Genomic DNA, 14435 nt, shown 5'->3' with positions numbered 1-14435 from the left:
CCTCTATTCTTTTTACACATTACGCAGCGTCGGCGTGAAAGGAAGCTTTCTTGCGATGCTGTTTGGCGGCGCGCAGAGCGGAGAATGTCCATATCGCTCCGCTTAAGTCAATCAGACTCAAAGCGATGAAGATAGGCTTCAGCATCCCCAGCAGGACGAAGGTGGTCATGAAGACAATGATCGATGCACGTGTGTAGACGGTCAAATAAAAGAATCGGTTCATGCCCTCCAGTGCGGATGCGCAATAGTCGAAGGCGAGGAAAAGCAGGAACATTCCGACGACACGAATCCAGATTTCGCTCTCCGCCGTATAGCCGAGCAGCGAAGCAAGAAGTTCTGGGACGACCAGAAGGACTAAGCTGAGCACAAACATGTACAAGCTGAAGAAAAAAACGGTTTTTGCCGGGTACGTCATATTCGATAACACTTAAATTCACCTTCTTTCGTTTTTTATTTCAAAACCCATCTTAAGTCATAGGTCTATCGTACCTAATTAGGTATTTTATGTAAACAACTAAGTTACCCTATGCCTAATTTTGTTCATAAATGATAGGCCGTGGTATAATACAGGCAGTTGAGTGATTATAAGTGGAGTGACGATAGATGCGGATTAACAAGTACATAAGCGAGACGGGCTTCTGCTCGCGGCGCGAGGTAGATAAGCTGGTGGATGCCGGGCGTGTGACGATTAACGGAAAACGCGCAGAATTGGGCAGTCAAGTTGAAGAGGGCGATGAGGTCCGGGTGGATGGCAGACCGGTCAGCGCCAAGAAGAGAGGGGTCTACATAGCCCTGAATAAGCCGGTCGGCATTACAAGCACGACGGAGCAGCACGTGAAAGGCAACATAGTAGACTTTGTGGGGCACAAAGAACGCATATTTCCTATTGGACGTCTGGATAAGGACTCAGAGGGGCTTATTTTACTTACCAATGACGGGGATATCGTGAACAAAATATTGCGGGCTGAAAACAATCATGAGAAGGAATATATCGTGACGGTGGACAAGCCGATTACACCGATGTTTTTGCAGGGCATGGCGAGCGGAGTCCGTATTTTGGGTACGATGACTAAGCCGTGTCAAGTATCTAAGCAGGGTGAAAGAGTGTTCCGCATTATTTTGACACAAGGACTGAATCGGCAAATTCGTAGAATGTGCAGCGCCTTTGGCTACGAGGTACGGCGATTGAAGCGGGTAAGGATCATGAATATCGAGCTTGGTGCCTTGCCGGTGGGCAAATGGCGTGACTTGACGGATCAAGAAATGAACGAGCTTTTGAAAAGTATCGTTCATGACCGTAAATAGGCAGAGAAGCTTGTTAACCTAAAAACCGGCTCAACAGGGTGTTGGCCGGTTTTTCATATATTGGTTTCATTCTTCCAGTCCTTGACTCCATTATCTTCAATAATGCCCAGAATGACATCCGAGATATCCGCATCGGCCAGCAGCTGGTCACGAACTTGGAATTTGATGTCGTCCGCATCAGCCAATGTCAGCCCCTTACGAAGCTCGATGTATCCTTCCACATGATAGGTACGACCTTCTTGAATGATTCGAAGCCTATAGATGTCGGTTACATCCTTATCAGCCAATATCGTTTTGGCTACCTTCGACTCAACCTCAATTGGTGCGGCTACCCCGATCAAGCCTACCATGTTGTCATAGCCCACTTTAAATGCCACACCAACCATTAATATACCTATAAAAATGGTTGCTATACCGTCAAACATTTTAAAATCCGTAAGCTGAGTAACAATAACAGCGATAAGAGCAAGCAAAGCGCCTGATGTAGCAACGATATCCTCATAAAAGACAAGACGGGTAGGAGGGGCCGCACGTCCTACATTTTTGAAGGCGGCAGCAATAATTCCCAACCCCTGTGCAGAGACTCTTGTTTCATGTACAATTTCTTTCATGGCTTTGATGAGCACAGCGCCGTCAACAGCGATGGAAATAGCCAACACGATAAAGTTCAACCAGAAGCTGTGGGTAACTGTTGGATGCGATAGCAGATGGATGCCTTCCTTAATTGTTTCATAAGCCATGACGGTGACTACAATTACTGCAATCATACAAAATAGATTGATAACCCGTCCGAACCCTGTAGGAAAACGTGGAGTTGGCTTCCGCTCGGCCAGCACGCTTCCTGCAAAAACAAAACCTTGGTTAATCGCATCCGCGATCGAGTGCATGGCCGAGGCAAACATGGCGCCGCTGCCGCTTAGGGCTGCCGCAATGCCCTTCAAAATCGCGATTCCTGCATTCCCTAATGCCGCGGTTGCTGAAGACGTATTTCCTTGCTTAATCAGCTGGACCCAACTAGCCATACATTCCTCCGGTTTGATTGACTTGTTCTCCAATCGGAGAGAAACAAAGAATCAAAAAATAACGTGCTTTTCGTATAATATGAGTTCTATCAGCTTCATTTATGTATAGAATAAACCGAATCGGAAGTCGAAAACGGTCCAAATCAGCGCAAAATTGTTAGAAAATAGTTTGTATACCTATACTTTTGACATCTTATCTCTGGATATAACGATGTATATCGGCAAGCCGTTCCTTGGAAGCGAGCTTTATTTGCGATATAATATATATAAGTGTTACTTATGTTTACACTAAAAAATTGAGTTTTTAAGGGAGGTGTACCTATCCGCCTCACCGAGGGGATAGGGAATTATTGAGTAGTGACCCGTTACCTTTATTGTGGAATCTTGTTTTGATTCTTGTTTTGATCTTATTGAATGGATTTTTTGTCGCTGTAGAATTTGCGATGGTTAAGGTTCGTAACAGCAGGATTGAAACGTTGGCTAAGGATGGTAATACAAGCGCCAAGTTTGCACAAAAAATTACGAGTAACTTGAACGCTTATCTTTCCGCGTGCCAGTTAGGTATCACTTTAGCGTCACTAGCTTTAGGTTGGGTTGGGGAACCGACCGTTTCGAGAATGATTGAGCCTGTGCTCAAGGATATCGGTTTGAACGATACATTGATTCATACGATTTCTTTCATCATTTCCTTTTCCGTTATCACCACACTGCACATTACTTTAGGTGAGCAATTTCCCAAAACCTATGCCATTCGGAAGCCGGAGCAGATTACGATGATGTCTGCCGGACCCATGATTGTATTTTATAAAATTATGTTTCCGTTTAACTGGCTGTTAAACACGATCTCCAACTGGATGCTGCGCAAGGCAGGAATCGAAGTTGCTTCCGAACATGATTCTGCTCATACGGAGGAAGAGATCCGCGTACTGATGAAGGAAAGTCATAAGAACGGCTTAATCGACAATACCGAGCTCACGCTGGTTGACAATATATTTGAGTTTACCGAAACCAATGCGCGTGAAATTATGATTCCCCGTACAGACATGGGCTGCCTTTATGTCCAAATGTCGTTTGAGGAGAACATGAAAATCGCGCTAGACGAGATGCGAACACGTTACCCGGTATGTGATCCGGACAAAGATAACATTATCGGGTTTGTCCATATAAAGGATTTATTGAAGGCAAACGTAAAAAGCCCGGATATTCGCAGAATTATTCGTCCCATTACCAAAGTGCCTGAATCAATGCCGATCAGTAACTTGCTGAAGATGATGCAGAAGAAGAGAGCGCAAATCGCGCTGCTCATCGATGAGTATGGCGGTACTTCCGGTATGGTGACGATCGAGGATATTATCGAAGAAATCGTTGGAGAAATTCAGGATGAATTTGATACCGATGAACGTCCGGTGCTGGAACAAAAAGATGAAAGAACGTTTTCTATTGATGGCCGTATGCTAATTGACGAAGTCAATGATCGGTTCGGAACGGAGATTGACACGGAGGATTATGATACGATCGGCGGATGGGTATACTCTCATATCGAGATCCCGCCTAAGAAAGGTCAGAAGATCTCCTACGGCGACCAATATGAGTTTATTGTAGAAGAAACAGATGAACTCAGGGTCTCGCGGATTATCGTCAAGAAGCTGTCCGTAGAAACGTTAACAGCGTAATTAATAAAGAAGGGCTGTCCTGTAAGGTCTCAAGAGATCTTACTGGGCAGCCCTTCTTTATTGGCTAGCAGTTGAATTTATAGCCTACGCCGCGGACCGTCTGTACAAATACCGGTTCGGTCGGATTCGGCTCGATTTTTTTGCGTAAATTACTAATATGTACGAGGAGGGTGCGGGTATCTCCGTTGCTATCCACTCCCCAAGCCATTTTGTACAATTGCTCGATAGGCACCACTTTATTCGGCTTTTTAGCCATCAATGCTAGCAGATCGAATTCCTTGGACGAGAGAGGAGCGATAGAGCCGTTGACCCAAACGTTGCGGCTGAGCAAGTCGATTTCGAGCCCAGGAAAAGAAAGCTGCTGCGAATCCTCCTTTTGCTGGTCCAACAGCTGCTTGCGACGCAAATGGGCTTTTACCCTGGCCACGAGCTGGCTCGGGCTGAACGGCTTGGTCACATAATCATCGCCCCCGATACTCAAGCCGAGAATAATATCCATATCCTCGCTTTTGCAGCTAATGAATAATATCGGGATATCATAATTTCTCCGAATCTGTCTGCATATTTCAATGCCATCCATCCCCGGAAGCAAAATATCCAAAATGACCATATCCGGCTTAAAGCGTTCCAAATAATCCAATGCGCTCGGGCCGTTGTCCGTGCTTATCACGTCATAGCCTTCTTTAGCCAAATATAATCGAATGAGCTCGATAATTTCCGGTTCGTCATCCACTATTAAAATTTTTTCGGCTGACATTGTCACTCTTCATCTCCTGACCCCTGTTGTATCCTACTAGTTCCCAAATATTGAAAATTGCGATACGATGAGAGAAAAATGTATAGAAAGAAAGTGATTTTCGTTTCCAGAATATATCTCTATTATATATGGATTCCAGTTATTTTTGCTATCCTTTTGTTAAGCGGATGCAGCGATTCAGCGACGAACAAAAGAATGGACCCGCTGGCGGTACAGGGTGTCATGGATTTACGCGGCTGGCATTTCGAGAAGGACGGCATTGTGGGACTGAACGGCGAATGGGACTTTTATTGGAACCGTTTAATCTCTCCTGAAGAGGCTGCTCTTTACGGCGAAAGCCATCAAGCGGCCGACTGGCTTCAGCTGCCCTCCTCCTGGAACGGGTACCTTGTGGACGATGAGGAGATATCCGGCAAAGGCTACGCAACCTTTCACCTAAGATTGCTGACGGAAACGACAGACGATATTTTGGCTCTAGAGCTGCCTTCCATACGTACCGCGTATAAGCTCTGGGTAAACGGGGAAGCATTAGCCAAGGCTGGTAAGGTGGGCGTGAGCCCGGACAGCGGGCGACCTGGATATAAGCCCCAGCTCGTATATTTCAAACCGAACGATACAACGATAGATATCGTGCTTCAGGTATCGAACTACCACCATCGGGTGGGGGGAATATGGAGTGGGCTGTCGTTGGGTACAGCTGAGCAGGTGGCTAACCGTCACAATAATCATATGGGCTTAGATTTAATGCTGGTAGGCAGTTTACTGCTAATGGGACTGTATCATTTTGGACTATTCCTCATCCGGTTCAAGGAAAGGGGATCCCTTTACTTTTCTCTATTCTGTATAGCTGTTGGCATCCGTGCAATGTACGTTGGCGCAGGAGCAGCGCTGCAAATGTTCCCGTCTATCCCGTGGGAATGCGGCTTGCGAATCGAATACTATTGTTTTTACCTTGGGCTGCCGTTGGCAGTTATGTTTTGCAAGTCCTTGTATCCGCAAGAAATTAAGCGTTCTTTTGTTATTGGGACACAGGTGACAGGAGTTCTGTTCTCTTTGGCTGTCACGGTGCTTCCCCCAGAGATATTTACATTCACTACCCAAGCGTATCAGGTTATCACGTTGCTGGTTTGCAGTTATGTCATGGCCGGAATTGTTAAAGCGCTGCTGCGCGGCAGAGAAGGCGCGTGGTTTGCGACCCTGGGCGGGGGGGTATACGCGTTCACGGTTATAGTGGACATTTTGTATTACAATCAATGGATTCGCGTGGGGGATATTTCGTCCTATGGGTTGTTTTATTTTATATTCATGACATCCTTTATTATTAGTCTCAAATCATTCAAAGCGTTTGCTTCCGTAGAGACCTTATCCCGTCAGCTGCGCGAGCTGAATATGGGACTGGAGCACCGGATCAAGGAACGTACGGCTGAGCTTCAGCGGTCTAACCGCAGGCTGGAGAAAATGAACGAGGATTTGGGGCGATTGGAAACCTCGAGGCGTCATTTGCTAAGCAACATCTCGCATGATCTGGGAACACCGATGACGCTGATTCAAGGTTATGTAGAGGCTTTGATTGACCGGGTTGTTGTCGACCCTGATCAGCAGGAGAAATATTTGCGGCTCATTCTGGGCCGGATAACCGGTTTGAATCGGCTGATTTCCGACCTGTTCCAGCTGTCTAAGCTGGAGGCAAGGCAAATCGACTTTTCCATGCAGGAAATGATCATTGAGGACGTCATGAGCTTTTACAGCGATCGTTATGATCTTGAGGTAAAAAACGCCGGGCTGCGATTTAGTGTACAGGCTCCCATTCCAACCCCTGAGGAACGGAATAAAATCGGCAGCGTGTTCATCGACATTGACCGCATTGACCAGGTGCTGACCAATATTATATATAATGCTATTAAACATACTCCAGTAGGCGGCTTCATTCAGCTGCAGATGGCTATTGAAGGTCAGGCTCTTGTTATGAGAGTGCAGGACAACGGCAGCGGGATAGACCCAGAGGATTTACCCTACATATTCGATCGTTTCTACAAAAAGGACAAGTCGCGTAATTCCGCTGAAGGAGGGAGCGGCTTGGGGCTGGCCATCGCGAAGGAAATCGTCGAATTCCATGGCGGGCGGATCTGGGCGGAAAGCCGCCTCGGCCAAGGAGCTTGTATTTGCTTTGTACTTCCTCTCCAGCCGGTTAGCCATGTCCTTAGAGCGTAAGCCCATGGTAAGGGCGCAGGCGGACCATGTCCTTCCCGGGCTCAAGCTAGAGCCGCTTCATGGCATGGCGGTACTCGGTTGGAGACACCCCGTACAGTCGCTTGAACTGCTTGGAAAAGTAGAGCGGATCATGGAATCCGACGGATGAGGCGATCTGCTCCACCGTGAGCTCCTGTCTCTCGCGAAGCAGGAGCCTTGCTTTATCCGTACGAAGCTGCAGCAGGAAGGTAACGGGCGTTAGCCCGGTATGCTTCTTGAACAATGTGGACAGGTAAGCGCGGTTGTATCCGAGCGCCTCAGCCATCAGCTCTATGGTGATTGGCTCTGCATATTGAGTGGACAAATATTGAATAGCCTGCTGCACGATTTGGTCGCTGCTGCTCGTGAGCTGCGGAGAGCTGCTCTGACCGGGCTTCAGCGCTTCGGCATATTCGGCAAGCAGCAAATGCAGATAGCCGCTCGCTCTCAGGTTAGCTTGGCTTACCCTTGTCTGGAAGACAGTCTGCACTTGGTGATAGAGTACACCAATGCTGCGTTTGCGTCCTGTATGAACGATGGGCTGCTGGGAGGAAATGCCGATTTGCTTCAAAATGCGTTCAGCTCGAATTCCTTCGAACGCAATCCAGCGGTAGTACCACGGATCATCCTCGTCCGCTTTGTAGCTGATAAGCTTGCCAGGCTCGATCAGGAAGCTGTCTCCGGGCCCGAGGGGGTAGGTCACCCCTTGACACGTATAAGTGCCGTATCCAGATTGAATATGATGCAGCAAATAGTAATCGACGACCTTGGGTCCTGGCTTATGCCCGGGCTTTGTTTGGCTGCTGCCGCTGAACAGCACGGTCAAATCATCTTCGGCAGGCGGCTGCGGGTTAGAGACGACATAGTAGCTTTCCGTTCGTTTGGCTGGGGTGGACATAGTCATCCTCCTGGAAGGTTCTAGCTTGTATAGTGTTCTCGTACTTGTTGCTCGTATGGATAAAAGTATATCATGTTAAGAGGTAGGGTAAACATACGATCTAACATTTTTCCATGCGATGCTGACATCGTTCCATAGTGAAGTGCAGTATGCGGCAGTATACTAATATCAAGAAAACAGTGCCGCCAAACGATCATAAGCGGCCCAATAAATTAAATTAGGTGGTGTATTCATGGCAGATTTACAAGCATTGAAAGAGCGTTTTACAGCATTATACGGCAATGCCGGAACAGAACCTATTCACGTATTCCATGCACCGGGACGCGTCAATTTGATCGGCGAGCATACGGATTATAACGGTGGCTACGTATTTCCTGCGGCGCTTACTTTCGGGACGACGATGCTGATTCGCAAGCGCGGTGACGAGCAAGTGGGATTCGCTTCCACGAACTTCCCTTTACACAAACATATTTCCATCAATAACATTGCCTTTGACCCCGCGGATGACTGGATGAATTATCCAAAAGGGATTATTCGTGAGCTGCAGCAGCGAGGAGTATCCGTAGGCGGCTATGATATTTTGTACAGTGGAGCTATTCCTAACGGATCAGGCTTGTCCTCCTCTGCTTCTATTGAAGTGGTAACAGCTTTCGGTTTGCTGACGATGGAAGGTCAACCGACGGATAAAGTACAGATCGCCCTGCTTTCACAGAAGGCTGAGAACGAGTTCATGGATGTAAAATGCGGCATCATGGACCAGTTTGCTGTGGCAATGGGTAAGAAGGATCACGCTATACTGCTTATGTGTGACACACTGGAGTACAAGCATGTACCGTTCCAAAGCGGTGCTTATAAGCTTGTCATTGGGAATACGAACAAGAAGCGCGGCCTTGTTGATTCTGCATATAACGAAAGAAGATCGCAGTGTGAGCAGGCGGTTAAGGATCTGCAATCGCAATTTCCAGAGCTGACTTTGCTCGGTCAATTGAGCCTAGAGCAGTTTAATGAATATCAGCATCTTATTCCTGATGAGACTGTACGCAAACGCGCCAAGCACGTTGTCGAGGAGATCGATCGTGTGCTGCAATCCATGAAAGTGTTGGAACAGGGCGATTTACAGGCGTTCGGTCAATTGATGATCGGCTCCCATAACTCGCTTCGTGATCTGTATGAAGTAACCTGCTTGGAGCTGGATGTCATGGTTGAGGAAGCGCTGAAAGTAACCGGCGTATTGGGCTCTCGCATGACAGGCGCAGGCTTTGGGGGCTGCACGGTATCCTTGGTTCATGAAGACAGTGTAGACTCCTTTATTGAGCAAGTAGGCCGGGTGTACAAGGAGAAAACGGGCTTAACGGCAGATTTCTATGTATGTGATATTGGCAATGGTGTAGAACAAGTGTCGGTATAACACGGGAATAGAGTCGGACTGCGAGACGCTTGAACCGCATGTTGATTAGCGAATGAAATGCATAAGGACGGGGAGGATTTCAAATGGCTATATTGGTAACAGGTGGAGCGGGGTATATCGGCTCGCATACGGTTGCAGAGCTTTTGGCAAGGAACGAGGAGGTTGTCGTAGTCGACAACCTGCAGCAGGGTCACCGTGAGGCGGTGTTAGGCGGGAAGCTGTACGTTGGCGATCTTCGCGATGCGGCATTTATGGATACGGTGTTTAAGGAAAACAACATCGAAGCGGTCATTCATTTTGCAGCCAATTCACTGGTTGGAGAGAGCATGCAGAATCCGGCCAAGTATTATCATAACAATGTGTACGGAACCCTGTGCTTGCTGGAAAAAATGAACGAGTACGGCGTGAAAAAGATCGTCTTCTCGTCCACGGCCGCTACTTATGGTGAACCGGAGAACGTGCCTATCGTCGAAAGTGACCGTACGCTCCCTACAAATGCTTACGGCGAAACCAAGCTTGCCATGGAAAAAATGATGCGTTGGTTCGATACCGCACACGGCATCAAATATGTGTCGCTTCGCTATTTTAACGCGGCTGGAGCCCATGAAAGCGGACGTATCGGGGAAGACCATTCGCCGGAAACCCATCTGATTCCGATCATATTGCAGGTGGCGCTTGGACAGCGGCCTCATATCTCGATTTTCGGAGAAGATTATGCGACGCCGGACGGTACTTGCATCCGTGATTACATTCACGTTACAGATTTATCCGACGCTCACATCCTTGCGGTCGAGAAGCTGCGCAAAGGCGGCGAAAGCAGCATTTACAACCTCGGCAACGGCAAAGGCTTCTCCGTTAAAGAAGTGGTCGATATTGCCCGCAAAGTAACGGGTCACGCTATTCCTGCGGTTGTAGAGGCGCGCCGCGCAGGTGATCCTGCGGTGCTTATCGCATCTTCGGAACGGACAAAGGCAGAGCTTGACTGGCAGCCGAAACGCGATAGTCTGGAACAAATTATTGAAACGGCATGGGCATGGCATCAAAGCCATCCGAACGGGTACGCCAAGTAATTAAGTCTATGCAGCCTACAAGCTGCAAAAAAGGAGATCGTGCGCTATGAATGACACAACCGGAATGAACCGGGAGGAGACGGCCGCTCTAACGATTGAACGGCTGCTTCAGTTCGGCATTCGGCAAAAGCTGCTGGAGCCGATCGACATCTACGCCGCGCGCAACGCCCTGCTGGAGCTGCTTCGAATCAGCGAGCCATACGGCGGCGCCGTCGAGGAGGAGCATATCGACAGTCCGGTAGCGCTGTTGGAGGTGCTGCTTGATTATGCGGCAGAAACCGGAATTCTTGAAGACAACAACACAACGCTCCGCGATCTGCTGGATGCCAAAATGATGGGCTGCCTGATGCCACGACAATCGGAGATTGCCGGGCGCTTCTGGAAGACGGCGAAGCAGGATAGCGTGGAACGGGCTACGAACGAATTCTATAGGTTATGTATTGATTCTAACTATATCCGTGTAGATCGGATCGCCAAAAACCAATACTGGCTGGCACCGACGGAGTACGGCGAACTGGAGATTACAGTCAACCTCTCCAAGCCGGAGAAGGATCCCAAGGAAATTGCGCTGCTTAAAACAGCCCCGCAGAGCAACTATCCAAAATGCTTGCTATGTATCGATAATGTAGGCTACGCAGGACGGCTTAATCATCCTGCGCGACAGAACTTGAGGGTCATTCCGCTTGAGCTGGACGGGGATCCATGGTATTTTCAATATTCGCCCTATGTATATTACAATGAGCACAGCATCATCTTGGACCATCAACACCGTCCGATGCAAACCTCGAAGCAGACGTTTTATCGATTGTTTGATTTTATCGATCAGTTCCCTCATTATTTTATCGGGGCTAATGCAGACCTGCCGATAGTGGGCGGTTCGATTCTGAATCACGATCACTTCCAAGGCGGCAAGCATCGCTTTCCGATGGAGAAGGCTCCGGTCGAGAGCAGTATGTCCCATCCGGATTATCCGAATGTGAAGCTAGGTATTGTGAAATGGCCGATGTCCGTGATTCGTATTTCCGGACATAACAGATCCCAGCTGTTGAAGCTGGCCGATACGATTTTGAACGAATGGAAGCAATATAGCGATCCAGATCATGATATATTGGCTCACACTGAACGGGATGGTGTACGAATACCTCACAATACTATCACTCCTATTGCTCGTAACAATGCAAACGGGGAATATGAGCTGGATCTTGTGCTGCGCAATAATAGGACCAGTGAGGAGCACCCGGACGGGATTTTCCACCCTCACCAGCCTCTTCATCATATTAAGAAGGAAAATATCGGCTTGATTGAAGTGATGGGCCTGGCTGTACTCCCTGGACGGCTCAAGGACGAAATGGAGCTCTTGGCCCAGGTACTGACGGGGTCTCTAGCTTTTGACTCGAGCATAACAGAGCATGCCGAGCATCCGCTTCACAAGCATCGCGAATGGATTGCGGAATTGATCGCCGGACACGGTATAGGACTGCCTTTGCAAACGGTTGAAGAGCTGCTTCGTCAAGCTATCGGACAAAAGTTTGCTAATGTTCTCCAGGATGCAGGGGTATACAAACGGACCGAAATAGGGCTTTCTGGATTTAAATCGTTCATTCGATCGTTCGGATTTGAATAAATCTTATGGCATATTAAAGGCCCATCTAATCATAGATGGGCCTTTTTTCCTGCTTTTCATAACATGATGATAACTTTTGTGCGAAAAATAGGAAAATTTTCTCACATCTAAACCATGTTTGTGTTATAGTATTTTACATAACAATAACACTTGCTTTGGAGATGGGGGAGTACATATGTTTGATTGGTTAGGGTTCAGGAAGGGGCTTCCTCTCTGGTGGTCTTACCGATTAAATCGCGGGTTAAGGGCGGATGTTGAAGATATTTTCGAAGGGATTGCCAGCACTCGCATGGAGCTGTTAAAAAGCTGGACGAACGAGTACTGGTCTCATTTGGACCGGCTGTTGGCACAAATTGTATCGGAGATATCCTTACATGAGGTTTCCAAGGATCAACAGTCTGTGGCGTTGGGCAAGCTGTTTGCGTCCGTTCGTAATCGTGCATTGGATTTCTCGGAAGTCTTCCTGTTGGATGAACAGTCTGTGGTCGTATTCTCATCCTATCCGAAGCACATTGGAACAAGCTATGCAGGGCGAGGGCTGTTGTCCAAAGGTCTGGAACACACCAACAAAGGAAATAAATGCTTGTTCGGTCCATTTGCTGATCCGTTGACGCTGGAGATAGGTCCTACGACCTCCGCTTTTCATGATAAAATGACACTTCTCTACATCGTGCCCATAATGACGAACGGACGTTGGGCGGGAGCGCTGTGCGGCAGAGTTCCCAATGATGTGATCGGTGACTTGATCCAACGTGAGTCAGGACACGTCTATCCGGATTCCGGCGATAACTACATTTTTATGGCGCGTGCTGGGTTGAATACTCAGATTGCTCCGGGTACAGCATTATCTCGTAGTAGGTTCGAAGATCGCACCTTTACTCACGGGGAGAACCTGAAAGATGGCGTCACCACCGATTGGGGTGTGGTCACGGTGCAGGAACATACGGAGCTCGAGCTGATGTTTACCGATCCGGCAACCGGGAAGCTCCATCCTGGTGTTGCTAATACGATAGAGAATGGCAGCAACCTGTTCGTCGCTTTTCCCGGCTATTCGGATTACCGGCATATTCCTGTCATCGGCAAAGGAGTCACCTTTCAGCTTCCTCATTGTTCTGATGTCTGGGGCATGATGTGTGAAGGGGACTTGGAGGAGGTATACCGGGTTCGTGGGATCGGCTGGAAGCTAACGAAGCTTCAGCTGCCTATGATTGCTGTTTTTGCTGTGGTTAGCGCTTTGCTGGTTTACTTGGCATTAAGCAATATATCAGTTTCTCCGATCGTCACAGCTGTTGGAATTGCCGTACTCAATCTCGTATATGGCGGCATGGTTGCCTGGACGCTGCATAAGCGTGGCTCCAAGCCGGTAGTGGACAGCTTGCATACGATCAATCGGTTTATCCGAATTAATGCCGAGGGAAAAGGGGACCTGACACAGCGTTTGGATTACGGACGGTTCGATAAGGATGAGACGCGCGAGCTGGCGAAATGGATTAACAACATGATCGACTCGCTGGAGGGAATTATGCTGCAGGTGAAGCAGGCGGCGACAGAAGTACTGTCCAGTCAGCAGCTGCTCAATGATTCGACTGTCAGTACGGCAGGCTCCACGGAACGGATGAGCGGCAAAATTCACGATATGATCCGAAGCATCCGCAGCCAGCTGAAAGATATCGATGTGGCGAAGGATGCGGTAGGCGACATGCAGGGGACGCTGAGAGTGCTTGAGGACAAGGCCTCTGAGCAGATTGCTGTTGCACAGACGGAAGTAGAACGTATCGGGGATAAGATGCGCCAAATCTCGAATAAAGTAGCCGAAACGAACCAAACGATTCTTACGTTCATGGAGACGACGCAGCAGATCAAAAATGTACTGCAGGTCATTGAAGAAATATCCAATCAAACGAATTTACTGTCTTTAAATGCCTCAATAGAAGCGGCGCGGGTAGGGGAGCACGGCAAAGGCTTTGCCGTCGTCGCAGGGGAAATTCGCAAGCTTGCCGATTTAACCCGCAAATCGACAGAAGAGATACACGAAACTGTACAGTTGATTTATAAAAATGCCAAGGAAGCTTTTTCCTCGATGGAGGAAGGTACACAGGTAGTGGAGGAAGGTACGCAGTTGGCTGCCGCAGCCTCTGAGCTGTTAAGCGGTGCCGGTATGGACTCGCAAAAGACGCAGGTCATTAACGAAGTAGTAGGACTGATGGAGAAAATCGCCGACGTCAGTAAAGAGAACCGGCAAATTTCGACGGAGGTCGAGGGAAAGGTGCATGAGCTGATGACCGATATTGTCAACGTCCGTCATACGTCTCATCACGTGGAGGCCATTACGGGCTTCCTACAGCAGTTGGTGAACCAGTTCCGGTTAACGGAAACGCGCAGAAGATGATGCCTCCATCCATAATATGAAAAGAAGCGGCTGCTCCTGACAAGGACTGGGCCGCTTCTT

At 48.3% G+C, this 14435-nt stretch carries 11 protein-coding genes; 7 read left to right on the top strand and 4 right to left on the bottom strand.

The window, feature by feature from the left end:
- Positions 1 to 19 precede the first annotated feature (19 nt).
- Positions 20 to 427 carry a hypothetical protein gene (locus tag BP97_RS0123560; RefSeq protein ID WP_051620913.1) on the bottom strand — a complete coding sequence of 136 codons (408 nt, stop codon included), beginning with the start codon at positions 425 to 427 and terminating at the stop codon, positions 20 to 22.
- A gap of 176 nt (positions 428 to 603) precedes the next feature.
- On the opposite strand from BP97_RS0123560, the gene rluF reads away from it, so the two are divergent.
- Positions 604 to 1305 carry a 23S rRNA pseudouridine(2604) synthase RluF gene (gene rluF, locus BP97_RS0123555; RefSeq protein ID WP_028551327.1) on the top strand — a complete coding sequence of 234 codons (702 nt, stop codon included), beginning with the start codon at positions 604 to 606 and terminating at the stop codon, positions 1303 to 1305.
- Positions 1306 to 1358: 53 nt separating this feature from the next.
- On the opposite strand, the gene BP97_RS0123550 is transcribed toward rluF, so the two are convergent.
- On the bottom strand, positions 1359 to 2327 hold the full coding sequence (locus BP97_RS0123550) for a cation diffusion facilitator family transporter (RefSeq protein WP_028551326.1): 969 nt from the start codon (positions 2325 to 2327) through the stop codon (positions 1359 to 1361).
- A 350-nt stretch (positions 2328 to 2677) separates the two neighbouring features.
- Between BP97_RS0123550 and BP97_RS0123545 the strand changes: the two genes are divergently transcribed.
- Positions 2678 to 4000: a hemolysin family protein gene (locus BP97_RS0123545; RefSeq protein WP_028551325.1), complete on the top strand. Its 1323-nt coding sequence runs from the start codon at positions 2678 to 2680 to the stop codon at positions 3998 to 4000.
- 64 nt (positions 4001 to 4064) lie between these two features.
- Here the strand turns inward: BP97_RS0123545 and BP97_RS0123540 are convergent, their stop codons facing one another.
- A complete protein-coding gene (locus tag BP97_RS0123540) occupies positions 4065 to 4757 on the bottom strand; it encodes a response regulator transcription factor (protein ID WP_028551324.1) in 693 nt (230 codons plus the stop codon).
- A gap of 78 nt (positions 4758 to 4835) precedes the next feature.
- Here BP97_RS0123540 and BP97_RS0123535 point away from each other — a divergent pair, with 78 nt between their 5' ends.
- Positions 4836 to 6968, top strand: a complete 2133-nt coding sequence (locus tag BP97_RS0123535; protein WP_036746420.1) for a sensor histidine kinase — start codon at positions 4836 to 4838, stop codon at positions 6966 to 6968.
- A 46-nt stretch (positions 6969 to 7014) separates the two neighbouring features.
- On the opposite strand, the gene BP97_RS0123530 is transcribed toward BP97_RS0123535, so the two are convergent.
- On the bottom strand, positions 7015 to 7890 hold the full coding sequence (locus BP97_RS0123530; RefSeq protein ID WP_028551322.1) for a helix-turn-helix domain-containing protein: 876 nt from the start codon (positions 7888 to 7890) through the stop codon (positions 7015 to 7017).
- Positions 7891 to 8116: 226 nt separating this feature from the next.
- Between BP97_RS0123530 and BP97_RS0123525 the strand changes: the two genes are divergently transcribed.
- The 4 genes from BP97_RS0123525 (at position 8117) to BP97_RS0123510 (ending at position 14375) form a co-directional block, all read left to right on the top strand.
- A complete protein-coding gene (locus BP97_RS0123525; RefSeq protein ID WP_028551321.1) occupies positions 8117 to 9292 on the top strand; it encodes a galactokinase in 1176 nt (391 codons plus the stop codon).
- An 83-nt stretch (positions 9293 to 9375) separates the two neighbouring features.
- Positions 9376 to 10362, top strand: coding sequence for a UDP-glucose 4-epimerase GalE (galE, locus tag BP97_RS0123520; protein WP_028551320.1), 987 nt, complete (start codon positions 9376 to 9378; stop codon positions 10360 to 10362).
- 46 nt (positions 10363 to 10408) lie between these two features.
- Positions 10409 to 11986 (top strand): UDP-glucose--hexose-1-phosphate uridylyltransferase, encoded by a 1578-nt coding sequence (locus tag BP97_RS0123515; RefSeq protein ID WP_197035524.1) that lies wholly within the window; start codon positions 10409 to 10411, stop codon positions 11984 to 11986.
- A gap of 175 nt (positions 11987 to 12161) precedes the next feature.
- Positions 12162 to 14375, top strand: coding sequence for a methyl-accepting chemotaxis protein (locus BP97_RS0123510; protein ID WP_028551318.1), 2214 nt, complete (start codon positions 12162 to 12164; stop codon positions 14373 to 14375).
- Positions 14376 to 14435: the final 60 nt, after the last annotated feature.

This window comes from Paenibacillus sp. UNC451MF, assembly GCF_000686845.1.
In the GTDB taxonomy this organism is placed as follows: domain Bacteria; phylum Bacillota; class Bacilli; order Paenibacillales; family NBRC-103111; genus Paenibacillus_S.
The sequence above is the reverse complement of the archived record's forward strand: the minus strand, read 5'-3'. Positions and strand labels throughout refer to the sequence as shown.

Bases quoted from the DNA above. Each gene is read 5' to 3' on its own strand.
- rluF (WP_028551327.1), top strand. From the start codon at position 604: ATGCGGATTAACAAGTACATAAGCGAGACGGGCTTCTGCTCGCGGCGC.
- BP97_RS0123510 (WP_028551318.1), top strand. From the start codon at position 12,162: ATGTTTGATTGGTTAGGGTTCAGGAAGGGGCTTCCTCTCTGGTGGTCT.
- BP97_RS0123530 (WP_028551322.1), bottom strand. From the start codon at position 7,890: ATGACTATGTCCACCCCAGCCAAACGAACGGAAAGCTACTATGTCGTC.
- BP97_RS0123535 (WP_036746420.1), top strand. From the start codon at position 4,836: ATGTATAGAAAGAAAGTGATTTTCGTTTCCAGAATATATCTCTATTAT.
- BP97_RS0123515 (WP_197035524.1), top strand. From the start codon at position 10,409: ATGAATGACACAACCGGAATGAACCGGGAGGAGACGGCCGCTCTAACG.
- galE (WP_028551320.1), top strand. From the start codon at position 9,376: ATGGCTATATTGGTAACAGGTGGAGCGGGGTATATCGGCTCGCATACG.
- BP97_RS0123525 (WP_028551321.1), top strand. From the start codon at position 8,117: ATGGCAGATTTACAAGCATTGAAAGAGCGTTTTACAGCATTATACGGC.
- BP97_RS0123540 (WP_028551324.1), bottom strand. From the start codon at position 4,757: ATGTCAGCCGAAAAAATTTTAATAGTGGATGACGAACCGGAAATTATC.
- BP97_RS0123550 (WP_028551326.1), bottom strand. From the start codon at position 2,327: ATGGCTAGTTGGGTCCAGCTGATTAAGCAAGGAAATACGTCTTCAGCA.